Source organism: Streptomyces sp. NPDC034670, from assembly GCF_055574875.1.
This window is the reverse complement of record NZ_JBVITR010000019.1, coordinates 32,832-47,731: the sequence shown is the minus strand read 5'-3', so window position 1 is coordinate 47,731 and position 14,900 is coordinate 32,832. Positions and strand designations below refer to the sequence as shown.

Sequence of the window (14,900 nt, the reverse complement as noted above, 5' to 3'; positions counted from 1 at the left end):
CTCACGTCGTCAGTGGAGCGTCCGAACGGTGCCCGGCGCTCGGCCGAAGGACACCGCGGGCCCACGGTAGTGACGCAAGGTGAGACGATTCTGAGAAAGCGCGGCCGGCCCGGCGGACCCGCACCGCCCGCCCCGCCGCGTCACTCCACGAACAGCCCGCGCGCCGCCGCCCGCGCGTCGAACTCCTCGAGCCGCGCCTGGGCCTCGGGCAGGCCGTCGCACACCGCCTCCAGCAGCACCCGTCCCAGCAGCATCGGCGCGCACGCCGTGTCGAAGGCGAGGCCGGTCCCGACGGCGGCGAGCAGCAGCAGGTCGGACACCTTGGCGACCGGCGCGAACGCGGAGTCGGCGACGGTGACGACGGTCAGCCCGGCCTCCTTGGCGTGGGCGAGGGCGTCGACGGTCTCCCGGGGGTGCCGGGGCAGCGCGAAGCACAGCAGGGCGCTCGCCCCCGCGCGGACGGCGGCGTCGACGCGGTCGTGGAGCATCGTGCCGCCCTCGTCGAGCAGCCGCACGTCGGGGTGGACCTTGGCGGCGAAATAGGCGAAGCCGCGCGCCTGGGCCGCCGCCGCCCGCAGCCCGAGCACGGGGAGCGGCCGGCTGTCCGCGAGGATCCCGCCCGCCCGTCGCACGGGCTCGGGATCGGCCAGCGCCCGGGCGAGCTGCCGCAGGTTCTCGATCTCGGCCTCGACGGCCCGCTGGTACGCGTTGTGCGCTCCGGCCGGCACGGCCGGTTCGGGGGGCATGACCTCGCGCAGGCGCCGGCGCAGGGCGGGGTAGCCGTCGAAGCCGAGGGCGACGGCGAACCGGGTCACCGAGGGCTGGCTGACCCCGGCCAGCTCGGCCAGCTCCACGCTGGACAGGAACGGCACGTCGGCGGCGCGCCGCACCATGCTGTGCGCGATGCGCCGCTGGGTCGGCGTCAGCCGGTGCCCCTCGAAGAGCGCCTGCAGGCGCGCCGCAGGGCTGTCGGTGACACCCATGACGTGACTCCCCCTCGACCCATTCACCCGTCGTCGTCCCTGCATGCCGTTATACAGGCGCACGCGGGCGCGCACGACCTCGACCGGTCCCGGCGGTCCCGGCCCCGGGCGAACCCGAGGAACGGGAGGGGGGCTAACCCCAGTGCCCCCGGCGCCCCGCCCGCCTACCGTGGGCCGCATGACCGGAATGGACGCGCGGGACGCCGACCTGAAGAAGGAACTCGACGCCACCTTGCGGACCCGCAGGGAACTGGGCGAGGAGTACGAGTCCGCGCTGGTCGACTCGTTCCTGGAGAAGGTCGACCAGCGCATCGACGGCGCGGTGGAGCGCCGGGTCCGCCGGCAGCTCGCCGAGCAGCGGATGACGGTGGCCCGGGACGCGCGGTCGCCGGGGGCCACGGACACCTGGGGCGAACGCTTCGGCTTCGGGATCGTCTCGCTGGTCCTCGCGGTGCCGCTGTCCGCGATCGGCGGGGGCGTGGCCGGCCTGCGCGGCCTGCTGGTCGCCTGGGCGGGCATCGTCGGCGTCAACGTCGTGCAGGCCGCCCGCACCAACCCGGGCCTGTTCGGCCGCCGCGGGGCCGGAGGGGGCGACGGCTGGGAGGGGGACTGAACCGCGCCCGCGCACCAGGGCGGCCGCGCCCCGTGACCGGGGAACCGCGGCGGCGGGCGGCCGCACCCGCGGGAGCGGCGTGGGCGCGAGGGGGTTCGTGCGCGGGGACCGCCGCACCCCCGTCACCGGGGGGCGGGACGACGGCGGTCCCCGCGGGGGACGCGGGCCGGCCGGGGCCGGGGTGCGCGTCCGGGGCGTCCGTGGAGGTCCGGGAGCCGCTCCGGAGGTCCTCGACGCCGCTGGGTCGCCGGCCGGGACGGGGAGTCTTCCCGGGACGAGCGCCCGGGAGGTGCCTCCGCCGTTCCGCCGACACCCACCAATGTGCCGGACGCGTGTTAAGCGCGTGCTGCGCGGACGTGACGCGCGCGTACCGCTTCCGCGAAGTCCGCGGGGGCCGCGAAGTCCGCGGGAACCGCGGCGGCCGCGCCCGGCCCGGCGGTCACTTGCCGCCCTTGGCCAGGAAGGACAGCAGGTCCTGGCGGCTGACCACCCCGGTCGGCTTGCCCTCGACGAGGACGATCGCCGCGTCCGCCCCGCCCAGGACGGCCATCAGGTCGGCCACGGGCTCGCCGGAGCCGACCTGCGGCAGCGGCGCGGACATGTGCTTCTCCAGCGGGTCGTCGAGCGAGGCACTCTTGCTGAACAGCGCGTCCAGCAGTTCGCGCTCCACCACCGAGCCGACGACCTCGGCGGCCATCACGTCCGGGTGACCGGCGCCGGGCTTGACGACCGGCATCTGCGAGACGCCGTACTCGCGCAGCACCTCGATGGCCTGGCCGACCGTCTCCTCGGGGTGCATGTGGACGAGGGAGGGGATGGAGCCGCCCTCCTTGTGGTCGAGCACGTCGGCGACGCGGGCGCTGGGGCCCTCGTCCTCCAGGAAGCCGTAGTCGGCCATCCACTCGTCGTTGAAGATCTTGCTGAGGTAGCCGCGCCCGCCGTCCGGCAGCAGCACCACCACGACGTCGTCCTCGCCGAGCCGCTCGGCCACCTTCAGGGCCGCCGCGACCGCCATGCCGCAGGAGCCGCCGACCAGCAGGCCCTCCTCCTTGGCCAGGCGCCGGGTCATCTGGAAGGAGTCCTTGTCGGACACGGCGACGATCTCGTCCGCGACGGTGCGGTCGTAGGCGGTCGGCCAGAAGTCCTCGCCGACGCCCTCCACCAGGTACGGCCGCCCGGAGCCGCCCGAGTACACCGACCCCTCGGGGTCGGCGCCGATGACCTTCACCCGGCCCTCGCTGGCCTCCTTCAGGTAGCGCCCGGTCCCGGAGATGGTGCCGCCGGTGCCGACGCCCGCCACGAAGTGGGTGATCCTCCCCTCCGTCTGCTCCCACAGCTCGGGGCCGGTGGAGTGGTAGTGGGAGAGGGGGTTGTGGGGGTTGGAGTACTGGTCCGGCTTCCAGGCGCCCGGCGTCTCACGGACCAGCCGGTCGGAGACGTTGTAGTAGGAGTCGGGGTGCTCGGGCGCCACGGCGGTCGGGCAGACCACGACCTCGGCCCCGTAGGCCCGCAGCACGTTGATCTTGTCCGTGGAGACCTTGTCGGGGCACACGAAGATGCACTTGTAGCCCTTCTGCTGGGCCACGATGGCGAGCCCGACACCGGTGTTGCCGCTGGTCGGCTCGACGATGGTGCCGCCCGGTTTCAGCTCGCCGCTCCGTTCCGCCGCCTCGATCATGCGCAGGGCGATGCGGTCCTTCACGGAACCGCCGGGGTTGAAGTACTCGACCTTGGCCAGGACGGTCGCCCTGATGCCCTTGGTCACGCTGTTGAGCCGCACCAGCGGGGTGTTGCCGACGAGGCTGATCATCGAGTCGTGGAATTGCACCGTTGTCTCCGGAAACCGCAAAGGATGTGGTGATGACGTTGACGCCAGCCTAGGCCCTCCCGCCCCCGCCCCGGCCGGGGTCGTTCACCGCCCGTCGAGATTGGAGCACGGTCCGTACGGGGCAAGCACTGGGTGTACGGCTCCGAGGAGGTGGCGGCGAGGCATGACGAGCATGGCGAGGGCGAGGACGGCCCGGCGGATCGCGGCCGGCGCGGCGTACGGCGGCGGGGGCATCGGGCTGGCCGGCGCGGCCACCGTGGGCCTGCTGGTCGCCCAGGCCCAGCTGGCGCGGCGCCGGGTGGGCAACGGCGTGGCTCCTCACGTACCGAACGCGGACGGGCTGTACGGCGCCGCCTACACGGTGCCCGGCGAGCCGGCGCTGCGGCTGACGATGCTGGGCGACTCCACGGCCGCGGGCCAGGGCGTGCACCGGGCCGGGCAGACGCCGGGCGCGCTGCTGGCGTCGGGCGTCGCCGCGCTCGCGGAACGGCCCGTGGGGCTGAGCACGGTCGCGCTGCCGGGGGCGTGCTCCGACGACCTGGACCGCCAGGTGACCCTGGCCCTCGCGGACCCGTCCCGGGTGCCCGACATCTGCGTGATCATGATCGGCGCCAACGACGTCACCCACCGCATGCCGCCCACCCGCTCGGTGCGCCACCTGGCCTCGGCGGTCCGTCGGCTGCGCACCGCCGGCGCGGAGGTCGTCGTCGGCACCTGCCCCGACCTCGGCACGATCGAGCCCGTCCGGCAGCCGCTGCGCTGGCTGGCCCGCCGGGCCTCCCGCCAGCTGGCGGCGGCCCAGACGATCGGCGTGGTCGAGCAGGGCGGGCGCACGGTGTCGCTGGGCGACCTGCTGGGTCCGGAGTTCGCCGCCAACCCGCGCGAGCTCTTCGGCCCGGACAACTACCACCCCTCCGCGGAGGGGTACGCCACGGCCGCGATGGCGGTGCTGCCGACCGTCTGCGCCGCCCTCGGCCTGTGGCCGGCCGAGGAGGAGCGTCCCGACGCCGCCCGCCGCGAGGGCTTCCTCCCGGTCGCGCGGGCGGCGGCCGAGGCCGCGTCGGAGGCCGGCACGGAGGTCACCGCCGCGATGCCCGCGGGGCCGCGCGGCCCATGGGCCCTGCTCAAGCGCCGCAGGCGCCGCCGGCTGCCGGTGCCGGAGCCGGAGCCCTCGACGCAGCCGTCGTAGCCGCGGGGAGCCGTGCCGCCGGGTGGTCCCGCCCGCCCGGCGGCACGGGAAAGCAAGCGCTTAGAAAGTTGCGGCCCATCTCACACCGACGGACCCGTGACCCCGTGCATACGTACGGGTAACTTCCCAAGCAGCCCTGTCCGACCCGGTGCGCCCCGTCGCCCGGTCACCACCCCCCGACGAGGCGCTGCGCGCCGCCCCCTCCCTCAGGAGCCGTGATGCCCGAAGCCGTGATCGTCTCAGCCGCCCGCTCCCCCATCGGCCGCGCCTTCAAGGGCTCCCTGAAGGACGTGCGCCCGGACGACCTGACCGCCACGATCGTCCGGGCCGCCCTCGCCAAGGTCCCCGAGCTGGACCCGAAGGACATCGACGACCTGATGCTCGGCTGCGGTCTGCCCGGCGGCGAGCAGGGCAACAACCTCGGCCGGATCGTCGCCGTGCAGATGGGCATGGACCACCTCCCGGGCTGCACCGTCACCCGCTACTGCTCGTCCTCGCTGCAGACCTCCCGGATGGCCCTGCACGCCATCAAGGCGGGCGAGGGCGACGTCTTCGTCTCGGCCGGCGTCGAGACGGTCTCCCGCTACGCCAAGGGCAACTCCGACAGCCTCCCGGACACGCGCAACCCGCTGTTCGCCGAGGCCGAGGCCCGCACCGCCGCCGTCGCCGAGTCGGAGGGCTCCACCTGGCACGACCCGCGCGAGGACGGCCTGCTGCCCGACCCGTACATCGCGATGGGCCAGACCGCCGAGAACCTGGCCCGCCTCAAGGGCGTCACCCGCCAGGAGATGGACGAGTTCGGCGTCCGCTCGCAGAACCTCGCCGAGGAGGCCCTCAAGAACGGCTTCTGGGAGCGCGAGATCACCCCGGTGACGCTCCCCGACTCCACCGTGATCAGCAAGGACGACGGCCCCCGCCCCGGCGTCACCATGGAGGGCGTGGCCGGCCTGAAGCCCGTCTTCCGCCCCGACGGCCTGGTCACCGCCGGCAACTGCTGCCCGCTCAACGACGGTGCCGCCGCGCTCGTCATCATGAGCGACACCAAGGCCCGCGAGCTCGGCCTGACCCCGCTGGCCCGGATCGTGTCCACCGGCGTCTCGGGCCTCTCCCCGGAGATCATGGGCCTCGGCCCGGTCGAGGCGAGCAAGCAGGCGCTGTCCCGCGCCGGCCTGACCGTCGACGACATCGACCTGGTCGAGATCAACGAGGCGTTCGCCGCCCAGGTGATCCCCTCCTACCGCGACCTCGGCATCCCGCTGGAGAAGGTGAACGTCAACGGCGGCGCCATCGCCGTCGGCCACCCCTTCGGCATGACCGGCGCCCGGATCACCGCCACGCTGATCAACTCCCTCCAGTTCCACGACAAGCAGTTCGGCCTGGAGACGATGTGCGTCGGCGGCGGCCAGGGCATGGCGATGGTCATCGAGCGCCTGAGCTGACCGCCCCCGGCCGCACCGTAGCCGTCGCGGCACGGTCCGTGAGGCGTGGGCCCGGGCTCCCGGTCGTTCCGGGGGTCCGGGCCGTTCCGTGATCCAATCTCCCCCAGGATGTGACCTATCTCCCCCGCCGGGGGGATCCCCGCAGGTCAGGGACGTCCGCTCGCCGCGCCCGGCGCCACACCCCCGTCCGTTTGGTGACGTTACGCACTGACAGATGGTTAGTCCGCCCTTCAAGCTGATGTAGGAAGTCGGGGGGTCGACTTTGAACCGGGAGTACGTCAGTGAGCGCCATGCCGATCGCCCTGCTGATCACCACGGCCGCCACCGGCGCCGTGGGCGTCGCGGTCCTGCGCAGCATCATGGTGCTGCGCCGACAGGTCGCGGCCCTGCACACCGAGCTGACCGAGCACCGCGCCGCCGCGGCGCGCGGGCTCGTTCCCTCCGCCCGCGCCGGCACCGACGAGATACGCGCGGCCGTGGCGGATGCGCTCGCCGAGGAGCGGGAGCGGGAACTCGCCGAGGCGCGGGCCTTCTGGGCCGCGCAGGAGGCCCGGGAGGCGTCCGACGCGCCCTCCTCCCTGCTGGGCCTGCCCGACAGTGAGCTGTTCCTGCCCCGTCAGTCCGACTTCGCGGGCCTGGAGCCGGTGGGCGAGCCGGCCGCCGACACCGACGAGCACCCCGGGGACTCCCCGGAGCTGGCCGCGGCCCGCCGCCGCCACCCCTCGCACCCGGACTTCGTGCCGAACCCGTCGCCGGTGGTGGACGACCACGAGCGCACGGTGGCCGTGCTGGAGGAGCTGGCCGCCTCCCGGGTGGAACTGACCGACGTCCGCCCCGGTCCGCTGGGCACGCTGGACGTCTACGTGTTCGCCGACGGGACGACGCTGTGCATGACCCCGGGCCACCGTGAGACCGCCGAACGCCTGGCCGCGGCCCTGCGGGCGGGCGAGACCCCGTTCCTGCTGGGCGGCTCGGGCGTCTCGGGGGCGTACGCGCTGACCTTCTCCTGCGGCGGGGGGAACGTCTACATCCTGGCGGACCGCGTCATCGCGTCCCTCTAGGGACCCGTCCGGGGCCCGGGCCCCCGCCGCCCCGTCCCCGCCCGGCCGCTCACGTGCCGGACGCCGTCAGACGCCGGCGCGTTTCTGTGCCTCCTCCACCAGCCGCGTCGCCTCCTCCACCTCGTCCTCGGACGTCAGGACGAGGGCCAGGTCGTGGCCGGCGACGGTGATCTGGTCGGCGGAGGCGAACATCCCGGCGTCGGGCATCTCGCGGGGCTCGGTGCCCGGCTCCTCGACGCGCTGCGTCCACCGCGCCAGCTCCCTGGCCAGGGCGAGCGCCTCGGCGGCCGCGCCCCGCTGCAGCCGGCTCTGCGGCGCGGCCCGCAGGCGGTCGGCGAAATGATCCACGGCACGGGTGAGGGGCGTCGTATCAACCACGCGGCGAGCGTACGCGGCCCGGCGGGACTGTCGCCAACACGCGCGCGCCCGGGCACGCCGGGGCGATCGTCCACGCGCACGACCCGCGCGGGGCCGCGCGCGAACCTTCCGGTCGCGGCGCCGGGCGCGCTCGCTCCGCCCGCCGGGCACGACGAAGGGCCCCGGGCGAACCCGGGGCCCTCGCGCGTGTCGGCGCCCGCCGTGCGGCCGGCTAGTCGTTGCTGTTGAGGATCGCGATGAGCCTCAGGAACTCCAGGTAGAGCCAGACCAGCGTCAGCGTCAGGCCGAAGGCCGCGAACCAGGCCTCCTCGCGCGGGGCACCGTAGGCGATGCCGTCCTCGACCTGCTTGAAGTCCAGGGCGAGGAAGCAGGCGCCGAGGATGATGCCGACGACGCCGAAGACGATGCCGAGCGGGCCGCTGCGGAAGCCGAGGCCGTCACCGCCGCCGAACACCGCGAACAGCAGGTTCACGGCCATCAGCAGGATGAAGCCGAGCGCGGCCGCCATCACGAAGCCGTAGAAGCGGCGGTTGACGCGGATCCAGCCCGCCTTGTAGGCCACCAGCACACCGGCGAAGACCGCCATGGTGCCGAGCACCGCCTGCATGGCCGCGCCGTCGGCGATGCGGTTGTCGACGACGTTGGAGACGACGCCGAGGAAGACGCCCTCGAACGCCGCGTACGTCAGGATCAGCGCCGGCGAGGGCTTGCGCTTGAAGGACTGGACGAGCGCCAGGACCATGCCGATCAGCGCGGCGCCGATGGCGATGCCGTAGGACCGGCCGATGTTGGCGTCGTCGACCGGCAGCAGCGCCCAGGAGAGCGCGGCGGTCAGGACGAGCAGGCCGAGCGTGCTCGCCGTGCGCACGATGACGTCGTCGATGGTCATCCGGCCGGTGGTGGCCGGGGCCTGCGGCGGCGCGCCGTGCTGCAGATCCTGCTGCGCGTACGGGTTCTGCGCGTACGGGTTCTGCGCGTAGGGGTTGCCCGCCGCCGGCTGCGCGTACGGGTTGCCCTGGGTGGCGACAGCGGGGCCCCCGGCCTGCGGCGCGGTGTTGAAGCCCGCGTAGCCGTTGTCGCGGCTGAACCCCCGTCGCGAGAAGACCGGGTTTCTGCTCCTCATTTCACTCCTCCATGGCCGCACAGTGCGGCCTTGGCTCAAGAGTAATGGGTAGGCAAAGGAATGACCCTAATGCTTGGGGAGGATCTTTCCCTCGTGGTGCTGCGCAACACGCTACGCGGCTTCGTGATTCCCCTCATCAGCGGGCACCGAACCATGACCGGTCCGGTACCCGTCCGGTACCGGGCGGAGACCACCCGTCCGGCCCGGTGGGGCCGGCCGCCCGGCCGGCGGCACGTCCTGCCGGCCCCTCACCCGACCGGACGACCGCGCGAGGGCCCGGGACGTCCGGCGCCGGGCCGGGCGGGGGGCGCGCACCGGCCGGGCGGAGGCCCCCTGCCCGGGGACGCGCCGGCGCCCGCGCACGGCTCGGTCCGGTCCGCCTCGCCGCGCCCGGACGGCGACAGCACGGCGGCGCCCCGCCCCGCCCCGGGACGGCTCGGGGCTCGCGCCGCTCCCGGTCCGCTCCGGGCGTCCGGGCAGCGGGGCGCCCCCGTGACCGGCGGGGCGGTCGGCTCCCGGTCGTCCCGCGGGCGGGCGCGGCGGTCGGGGCCTGCGCGGGGCCGGTCACGGGCGGGGAGGGGACGGTCCGCGGCCGCCCGTGCGGGACGGCCGGCCCGTGCCGTCGTCCGGAAGGGCGGGCCGGCAGCCGGGCGTGTGCACGCGTGAAGAGCGACGCGCGCCCGGGCCGCGGCCGGGACGTCGTCGGTGATCAGGGACGGGAGGCGTGGTGGTGCCCGGAGCCGGACTTGAACCGGCACGCCCGCTCAGGGGCAGCGAGGTTTAAGCTCGCCGTGTCTGCATTCCACCATCCGGGCAGGCCATGGGCTCCGCTTCGAGCTTCCGAGCCTATCGGGGCCCCTCGCCGCGCGGCGGCGGGATGGACCGATCTTGTCTTATTTTATTGGCTCCTGAGGGAGCATCAGCACCGGGAACGCGCCGTCAGCGCGTACCGACAGCCTTGCGTGCGGTGACCGTCCGCGCACGCGGATTGACGGAATTTCACCGTCCGAACAAGGGCACTCCACCCGTTCCCGCCACCGCGGCACTCGGGGTCCGCCCTCATCCCCAGGTATGACACGCCCCCCGGCGGTCCGCCCGAAGTCTCCCCCCGGAACCGGAGCAGCGGCTGACTGCACGGCGGCAAACGGACGGAACGATGGTGCACGTCCCCCGAGAACTCCTCCGCGAGCGCCTCCGGGAACTCCTCCGCGAGTTCCTCCGGGAGCTCCCGCGGGAGCCCTTCCGAGCACACGCCGTCCTGACAGGAGCACCCATCCCGTGACCACCGCACCCACCGCCGACCGGACCACCGCCGTGGCCGCGCGCGCCACGGACCTGTCGAAGATCTACGGCCAGGGCGAGACCCAGGTGGTCGCCCTGGACCGGGTCTCCGTCGACTTCCGGCAGGCCGAGTTCACCGCGATCATGGGCCCCTCCGGCTCCGGCAAGTCCACCCTGATGCACTGCGTGGCCGGCCTGGACACCTTCTCCTCCGGCTCCGTGCGCATCGGCGACACGGAGCTGGGCCCGCTGAAGGACAAGCAGCTGACCAGGCTGCGCCGGGACAAGATCGGCTTCATCTTCCAGGCGTTCAACCTGCTCCCGACGCTGACGGCGCTGGAGAACATCACCCTCCCGATGGACATCGCGGGCCGCAGGCCGGACCGGCAGTGGCTGGACACCGTGATCCGGATGGTCGGGCTGTCGGACCGGCTGAGCCACCGGCCCGCGCAGCTGTCCGGCGGCCAGCAGCAGCGGGTCGCGGTGGCCCGGGCGCTGGCGTCCCGCCCGGACATCGTCTTCGGCGACGAGCCCACCGGGAACCTCGACTCCCGCTCCGGCGCCGAGGTGCTGGGCTTCCTGCGCAACTCCGTGCGCGAGCTGGGGCAGACGGTGGTCATGGTGACCCACGACCCGGTGGCCGCCGCCTACGCGGACCGGGTGGTCTTCCTGGCGGACGGCCGGATCGTGGACGAGATGGACGGCCCCACGGCCGACTCGGTGCTCGACCGGATGAAGCGGTTCGACGCCAAGGGCCGCACCAGCTGACCCCTCCCCGGCCCCCACCACGGCCCCCTCCGCGGCCGTTCCCCCTCCCACGTCTGGACTCGAGAAGACACCCATGCTCCGTACCGCCTTGCGCAACGTGTTCGCGCACAAGGCCCGGCTCCTGATGACCGTGCTCGCCGTGATGCTCGGCGTGGCCTTCGTGTCGGGAACCCTGGTCTTCACCAACACCCTCTCCGACGCCCTGCAGAAGCAGTCCGCCAAGGGCTTCGACCACGTCGACGTCGCCGTCACCCCCCGGTGGAAGGACGCCGAGGGCGACCGGGTCGGCGCGTACCACGCGCTGACCCCCGCCCTGGTCGAGGAGAGCGCCCGGGTGCCGGGCGCCGCGCGGGCCATCGGGGTGGTCACCGGCTTCACCGCCATGGCCGACAAGGACGGCAAGCTCGTCGGCGGCGGCTTCCAGTCGCAGGGCGGCAACTACTGGGGCGCCGAGGACCCCCGCTACCCGCTGGTCGAGGGCCGCGCGCCCAAGGGCGAGGGCGAGATCCTCATCGACTCCGAGACCGCGGAGCGCGCCGGCTACGAGGTCGGCGACACCGTGCGGCTCTCGGTCGACGGCCCCGTCCTGGAGCCGGTCGTCACGGGCGTCTTCACCACGGACGACGGCAACGTCGCGGCCGGCGGCAGCCTCACCCTGTTCGACACGGCGACCGCGCAGAAGCTGTTCGGCAAGGCGGACGCCTTCGACGAGATCGCCGTCGAGGCGAAGGACGGCGTCAGCGAGGCCGAGCTGCGGGCGCAGCTGGAGAAGGCGCTGCCCTCCGACACCGTCGAGACCACCACCGGGCAGCAGCTCGCCGACGACCAGGCGCGGATGATCGCCTCCTCGATGAGCGGCATGAAGCAGGGCCTGCTGGTGTTCGCCGGGATCGCGCTGTTCGTCGGCACCTTCATCATCACCAACACCTTCACCATGCTGGTCGCCCAGCGCACCCGGGAGCTGGCGCTGATGCGGGCGGTCGGCGCCTCCCGCCGGCAGGTGACGCGGTCGGTGCTGATCGAGGCGTTCGTGGTCGGCGCGGTCGCCGCCGTGGCCGGACTGGTCGCCGGCATCGGCATCGGCGCCGGACTGCGCTCGCTGATGGGGGCGCTGGAGGCGACCGTGCCCGACGGGCCGCTGGTGATCTCGCCCGGCACCGTCGCCACCGCGTTCGCCGTCGGCATCCTGGTCACCATGCTCGCCGCGTGGCTGCCCGGCCGGCGGGCCGCGAAGATCCCGCCGGTGGCGGCGATGAGCGCCGTGCACGCCCGGGCGACCACCAAGTCGCTGGTGCTGCGCAACACGCTGGGCGCGCTGTTCTCGGCGGCCGGTGTCGCGGTGGTCCTCGCGGCCACGGGGATGGACGGCTCCGACGGCCAGGCCCCCATGGGCCTCGGCGCGGTACTGCTGATCATCGGCGTGTTCGTCCTGACCCCGCTGCTGTCCCGCCCGCTGATCGCGGCGGCGGCCCCGGTGCTGCGCCTCTTCGGGGTCTCCGGCAAGCTGGCCCGGCAGAACGCGGTGCGCAACCCGCGCCGCACCGCGGCGACCGCGTCCGCGCTGATGATCGGCCTCACCCTGATCACCGGGATGACCGTGATGGCGGGCAGCCTGCAGAAGTCCATCGACAAGATGGCGGCCGCCGCGATCGAGGCCGACTACGTGGTCACCATGGCGAACGGCAACCAGCTCTCGCCGGACGTCGAGCGGAAGCTGAAGGAGGCCGGCGACGTCACCGCCACCAGCCCGATGCGCAACGCGCCCTCCCGCATCGACGGCGAGACCGAGTTCCTGACCGGCGTCGACGGCGGCACGTTCGGCGAGCTGACCGAGCTGGAGGTCGAGGACGGCGCCTTCGAGATCGGCGGCACCCGGGTCGTCGTGGACCGGGACACCGCGACCTCGTACGGCTGGAAGGCCGGCTCGGACTTCACCGTCGCCTACGAGGACGGGCAGAAGCAGGAGCTGACGGTCGCCGGGGTCTACGAGTCCAACGAGATGTTCCGCGGCATCCTGATCGACCTCGCGACCCTCGCCCCGCACAACCCGGAGCCGGCCGACATGCTGGTCATGGTGAAGACCTCCGGCGGCGCCTCCGACGCGGTCCAGGACCGGCTGGAGAAGGCACTCGGCACCAACCCGGCGATCAAGGTCCAGGACAAGAAGGACCTCTCCAACGAGATCGCGCAGATGTTCACCCTGATCCTGAACATGGTCTACGGCCTGCTGGCGATGGCGGTGGTCGTCGCGGTCCTCGGTGTCGTCAACACCCTGGCCATGTCGGTGTTCGAGCGTTCGCAGGAGATCGGCATGCTGCGCGCGATCGGTCTGGACCGCCGGGGCGTGAAGCGGATGGTCCGCCTGGAGTCCCTGGTGATCTCCCTGTTCGGCGGGGTGCTCGGCATCGGCCTGGGCGTGTTCTTCGGCTGGGCCGCCGGTGAGCTGCTGGGGACCAGGATGGAGACGTACGAACTGGTCCTGCCGTGGGGCCGGATGGCGGTCTTCCTGCTGCTGGCCGCGCTGGTGGGCGTCCTGGCCGCGCTGTGGCCGGCCCGGCGGGCGGCCCGGCTGAACATGCTGCAGGCGATCAAGGCGGAGTAGCGGCGCGGCGGCGCACGCGCGCGCCCGGGGACGGTACGGGCCCCGTTCCGGTGGACGGAACGGGGCCCGTCGGCGTGCGGCGGGGCCGTGGGCCGCGCGGGTGGTGCGCCGTCAGTTCCAGGTGCGGGTGCGCAGGGGGAGGCCGGAGGCGCCGGACTCGGGGATCTTCACGGCCAGGACCTGGTTGACGCCGATGCCGCCGCGTTCGAAGGCCAGCGCGCAGGCGGCCATGTACAGCAGCCAGACGCGGGCCCGGCCGGCACCGGCGAGGCCCACCGCGCGGTCCCAGCCGGCCTCCAGGTTCGCCACCCAGCGGCGCAGGGTGAGCGCGTAGTGCTCGCGGAGCGACTCCACGTCGCGCACCTCGAACCCGGAGCGCTCCAGCAGGGACACCGTGGTGCCCAGGGGGGCGAGCTCCCCGTCGGGGAAGACGTAGGCGTCGATGAACGGGTCCAGGTCGTACGCCGACTCGTCCCGCTGCGGGCGCCGGCCGATCTGGTGGTTCAGCAGCCGTCCGCCGGGCCTGAGGAGGCGGTGCAGGGCGGTGGCGTACTCCAGGTAGCGCTCGGAGCCGACGTGCTCGGCCATGCCGATGGAGGAGACGGCGTCGTACGGCCCGTCCGCGACGTCCCGGTAGTCCTGTACGCGGATCTCGACGCGGTCGGTCAGGCCCTCCTCGGCGACGCGCTTGCGGGCGTGGGCGGCCTGCTCCTGGGAGAGGGTGATGCCGACGACGTCCACCCCGTGGTCGCGGGCGGCGTGGACGGCCATGGAGCCCCAGCCGCAGCCGACGTCCAGCAGGCGCTGACCGGGCTTCAGGGCGAGCTTCCGGCTGACCAGTTCGAGCTTGTCGTGCTGGGCCTGTTCGAGGGTGCCCCGCGGGGGCGGGGCCGACCAGTAGGCGCAGGAGTACACCATGGACGGGCCGAGGACGAGTTCGTAGAAGTCGTTGCCGACGTCGTAGTGGTGGCTGATGGCGCGCCGGTCGCTGTGCCGGGTGTGCAGCCCGCGGCGGGGGCGGCGGGCCTCCTCGGGGGGCGGGGCGGGCGGCAGCGGCGGGCCGGCGAGCACGAAGAGCCCCCGGACGGCGGAGCGGAACCGGGGGTCGCGCAGGCTCTGGGCGAGGGTGCGGGCGTCGTCGCCGCGCTCCCAGACGAGGCCGGAGAGCAGGTCGAGGGCGGTGTACAGGTCGCCGTCGACGGCGAGGTCGCCGGCCACCCAGGCGCGGGCGAGGCCGAGTTCGCCCGGCTTCCACAGCAGGTGGCGCAGGGCGCGCCGGTTGCGCACGATCAGGACCGGCGCGCCCGGGGGGCCGGCCTGCGATCCGTCCCAGGCGCGGACGCGCACGGGGAGGGGGGCGTCCAGCAGCTGTTCGAAGAGGCCCTTCAGCCGCGGCGCGGCGTCCGACATGGTGCACACCTCCGTGACGAGGAATCCCGGAATGTCGTCACCACGTAAACACCCGCGGGGCGGTCGGCAGTCCTCGGCACGCGTCACGACTGGGCAAAACGCCGCCGCGGGGGCCGGGGTTCACTCCCCCGGCGGGGGGGGGGGGGGGGGGGGGGGGGGGGGGGGGGGGGGGGGGGGGAAGGGGGCAAGAACGAAAGCCACCGAGAAAAGCACACCACAGCGGGG

At 73.9% G+C, this 14,900-nt stretch carries 11 protein-coding genes and 1 tRNA gene; 6 read left to right on the top strand and 6 right to left on the bottom strand.

Annotation, left to right across the window (positions count from 1 at the left end; translation table 11 throughout):
- Positions 1–140: 140 nt before the first annotated feature.
- The gene (locus tag ACZ56B_RS15635; protein WP_468790101.1) at positions 141–983 is read right to left on the bottom strand and encodes a MurR/RpiR family transcriptional regulator; all 843 of its coding nucleotides are present in this window, start codon (positions 981–983) and stop codon (positions 141–143) included.
- Positions 984–1,170: 187 nt separating this feature from the next.
- Between ACZ56B_RS15635 and ACZ56B_RS15630 the strand changes: the two genes are divergently transcribed.
- On the top strand, positions 1,171–1,596 hold the full coding sequence (locus ACZ56B_RS15630) for a hypothetical protein (RefSeq protein WP_468790193.1): 426 nt from the start codon (positions 1,171–1,173) through the stop codon (positions 1,594–1,596).
- Between the two features lie 439 nt (positions 1,597–2,035).
- Here the strand turns inward: ACZ56B_RS15630 and ACZ56B_RS15625 are convergent, their stop codons facing one another.
- Complete coding sequence (locus ACZ56B_RS15625) at positions 2,036–3,424, bottom strand: cystathionine beta-synthase (protein ID WP_468790099.1); 1,389 nt, start codon at positions 3,422–3,424, stop codon at positions 2,036–2,038.
- 163 nt (positions 3,425–3,587) lie between these two features.
- Between ACZ56B_RS15625 and ACZ56B_RS15620 the strand changes: the two genes are divergently transcribed.
- From ACZ56B_RS15620 to ACZ56B_RS15610, 3 genes are all read left to right on the top strand, one after another.
- A complete protein-coding gene (locus ACZ56B_RS15620; protein WP_468790097.1) occupies positions 3,588–4,613 on the top strand; it encodes an SGNH/GDSL hydrolase family protein in 1,026 nt (341 codons plus the stop codon).
- A 218-nt stretch (positions 4,614–4,831) separates the two neighbouring features.
- The gene (locus ACZ56B_RS15615) at positions 4,832–6,052 is read left to right on the top strand and encodes an acetyl-CoA C-acetyltransferase (protein WP_468790095.1); all 1,221 of its coding nucleotides are present in this window, start codon (positions 4,832–4,834) and stop codon (positions 6,050–6,052) included.
- A gap of 281 nt (positions 6,053–6,333) precedes the next feature.
- Complete coding sequence (locus tag ACZ56B_RS15610; RefSeq protein ID WP_468790093.1) at positions 6,334–7,113, top strand: hypothetical protein; 780 nt, start codon at positions 6,334–6,336, stop codon at positions 7,111–7,113.
- Between the two features lie 66 nt (positions 7,114–7,179).
- Here the strand turns inward: ACZ56B_RS15610 and ACZ56B_RS15605 are convergent, their stop codons facing one another.
- The 3 genes from ACZ56B_RS15605 to ACZ56B_RS15595 all read right to left on the bottom strand — a co-directional run bounded on the left by ACZ56B_RS15605 (position 7,180) and on the right by ACZ56B_RS15595 (position 9,429).
- Complete coding sequence (locus ACZ56B_RS15605; RefSeq protein ID WP_468790091.1) at positions 7,180–7,491, bottom strand: hypothetical protein; 312 nt, start codon at positions 7,489–7,491, stop codon at positions 7,180–7,182.
- Between the two features lie 211 nt (positions 7,492–7,702).
- Complete coding sequence (locus ACZ56B_RS15600; protein WP_468790089.1) at positions 7,703–8,614, bottom strand: Bax inhibitor-1/YccA family protein; 912 nt, start codon at positions 8,612–8,614, stop codon at positions 7,703–7,705.
- A gap of 728 nt (positions 8,615–9,342) precedes the next feature.
- Positions 9,343–9,429, bottom strand: a tRNA-Leu gene (locus ACZ56B_RS15595).
- A gap of 463 nt (positions 9,430–9,892) precedes the next feature.
- Here ACZ56B_RS15595 and ACZ56B_RS15590 point away from each other — a divergent pair.
- Together ACZ56B_RS15590 and ACZ56B_RS15585 are read left to right on the top strand one after the other, a co-directional pair.
- Positions 9,893–10,663 (top strand): ABC transporter ATP-binding protein, encoded by a 771-nt coding sequence (locus tag ACZ56B_RS15590; protein ID WP_468790087.1) that lies wholly within the window; start codon positions 9,893–9,895, stop codon positions 10,661–10,663.
- Positions 10,664–10,736: 73 nt separating this feature from the next.
- Positions 10,737–13,265 (top strand): ABC transporter permease, encoded by a 2,529-nt coding sequence (locus ACZ56B_RS15585; RefSeq protein ID WP_468790085.1) that lies wholly within the window; start codon positions 10,737–10,739, stop codon positions 13,263–13,265.
- A 111-nt stretch (positions 13,266–13,376) separates the two neighbouring features.
- Here the strand turns inward: ACZ56B_RS15585 and ACZ56B_RS15580 are convergent, their stop codons facing one another.
- Positions 13,377–14,675, bottom strand: coding sequence for a class I SAM-dependent methyltransferase (locus ACZ56B_RS15580; protein WP_468790083.1), 1,299 nt, complete (start codon positions 14,673–14,675; stop codon positions 13,377–13,379).
- Positions 14,676–14,900: the final 225 nt, after the last annotated feature.

Bases quoted from the DNA above. Each gene is read 5' to 3' on its own strand.
- ACZ56B_RS15635 (WP_468790101.1), bottom strand. From the start codon at position 983: ATGGGTGTCACCGACAGCCCTGCGGCGCGCCTGCAGGCGCTCTTCGAG.
- ACZ56B_RS15630 (WP_468790193.1), top strand. From the start codon at position 1,171: ATGGACGCGCGGGACGCCGACCTGAAGAAGGAACTCGACGCCACCTTG.
- ACZ56B_RS15620 (WP_468790097.1), top strand. From the start codon at position 3,588: ATGACGAGCATGGCGAGGGCGAGGACGGCCCGGCGGATCGCGGCCGGC.
- ACZ56B_RS15615 (WP_468790095.1), top strand. From the start codon at position 4,832: ATGCCCGAAGCCGTGATCGTCTCAGCCGCCCGCTCCCCCATCGGCCGC.
- ACZ56B_RS15600 (WP_468790089.1), bottom strand. From the start codon at position 8,614: ATGAGGAGCAGAAACCCGGTCTTCTCGCGACGGGGGTTCAGCCGCGAC.
- ACZ56B_RS15585 (WP_468790085.1), top strand. From the start codon at position 10,737: ATGCTCCGTACCGCCTTGCGCAACGTGTTCGCGCACAAGGCCCGGCTC.
- ACZ56B_RS15580 (WP_468790083.1), bottom strand. From the start codon at position 14,675: ATGTCGGACGCCGCGCCGCGGCTGAAGGGCCTCTTCGAACAGCTGCTG.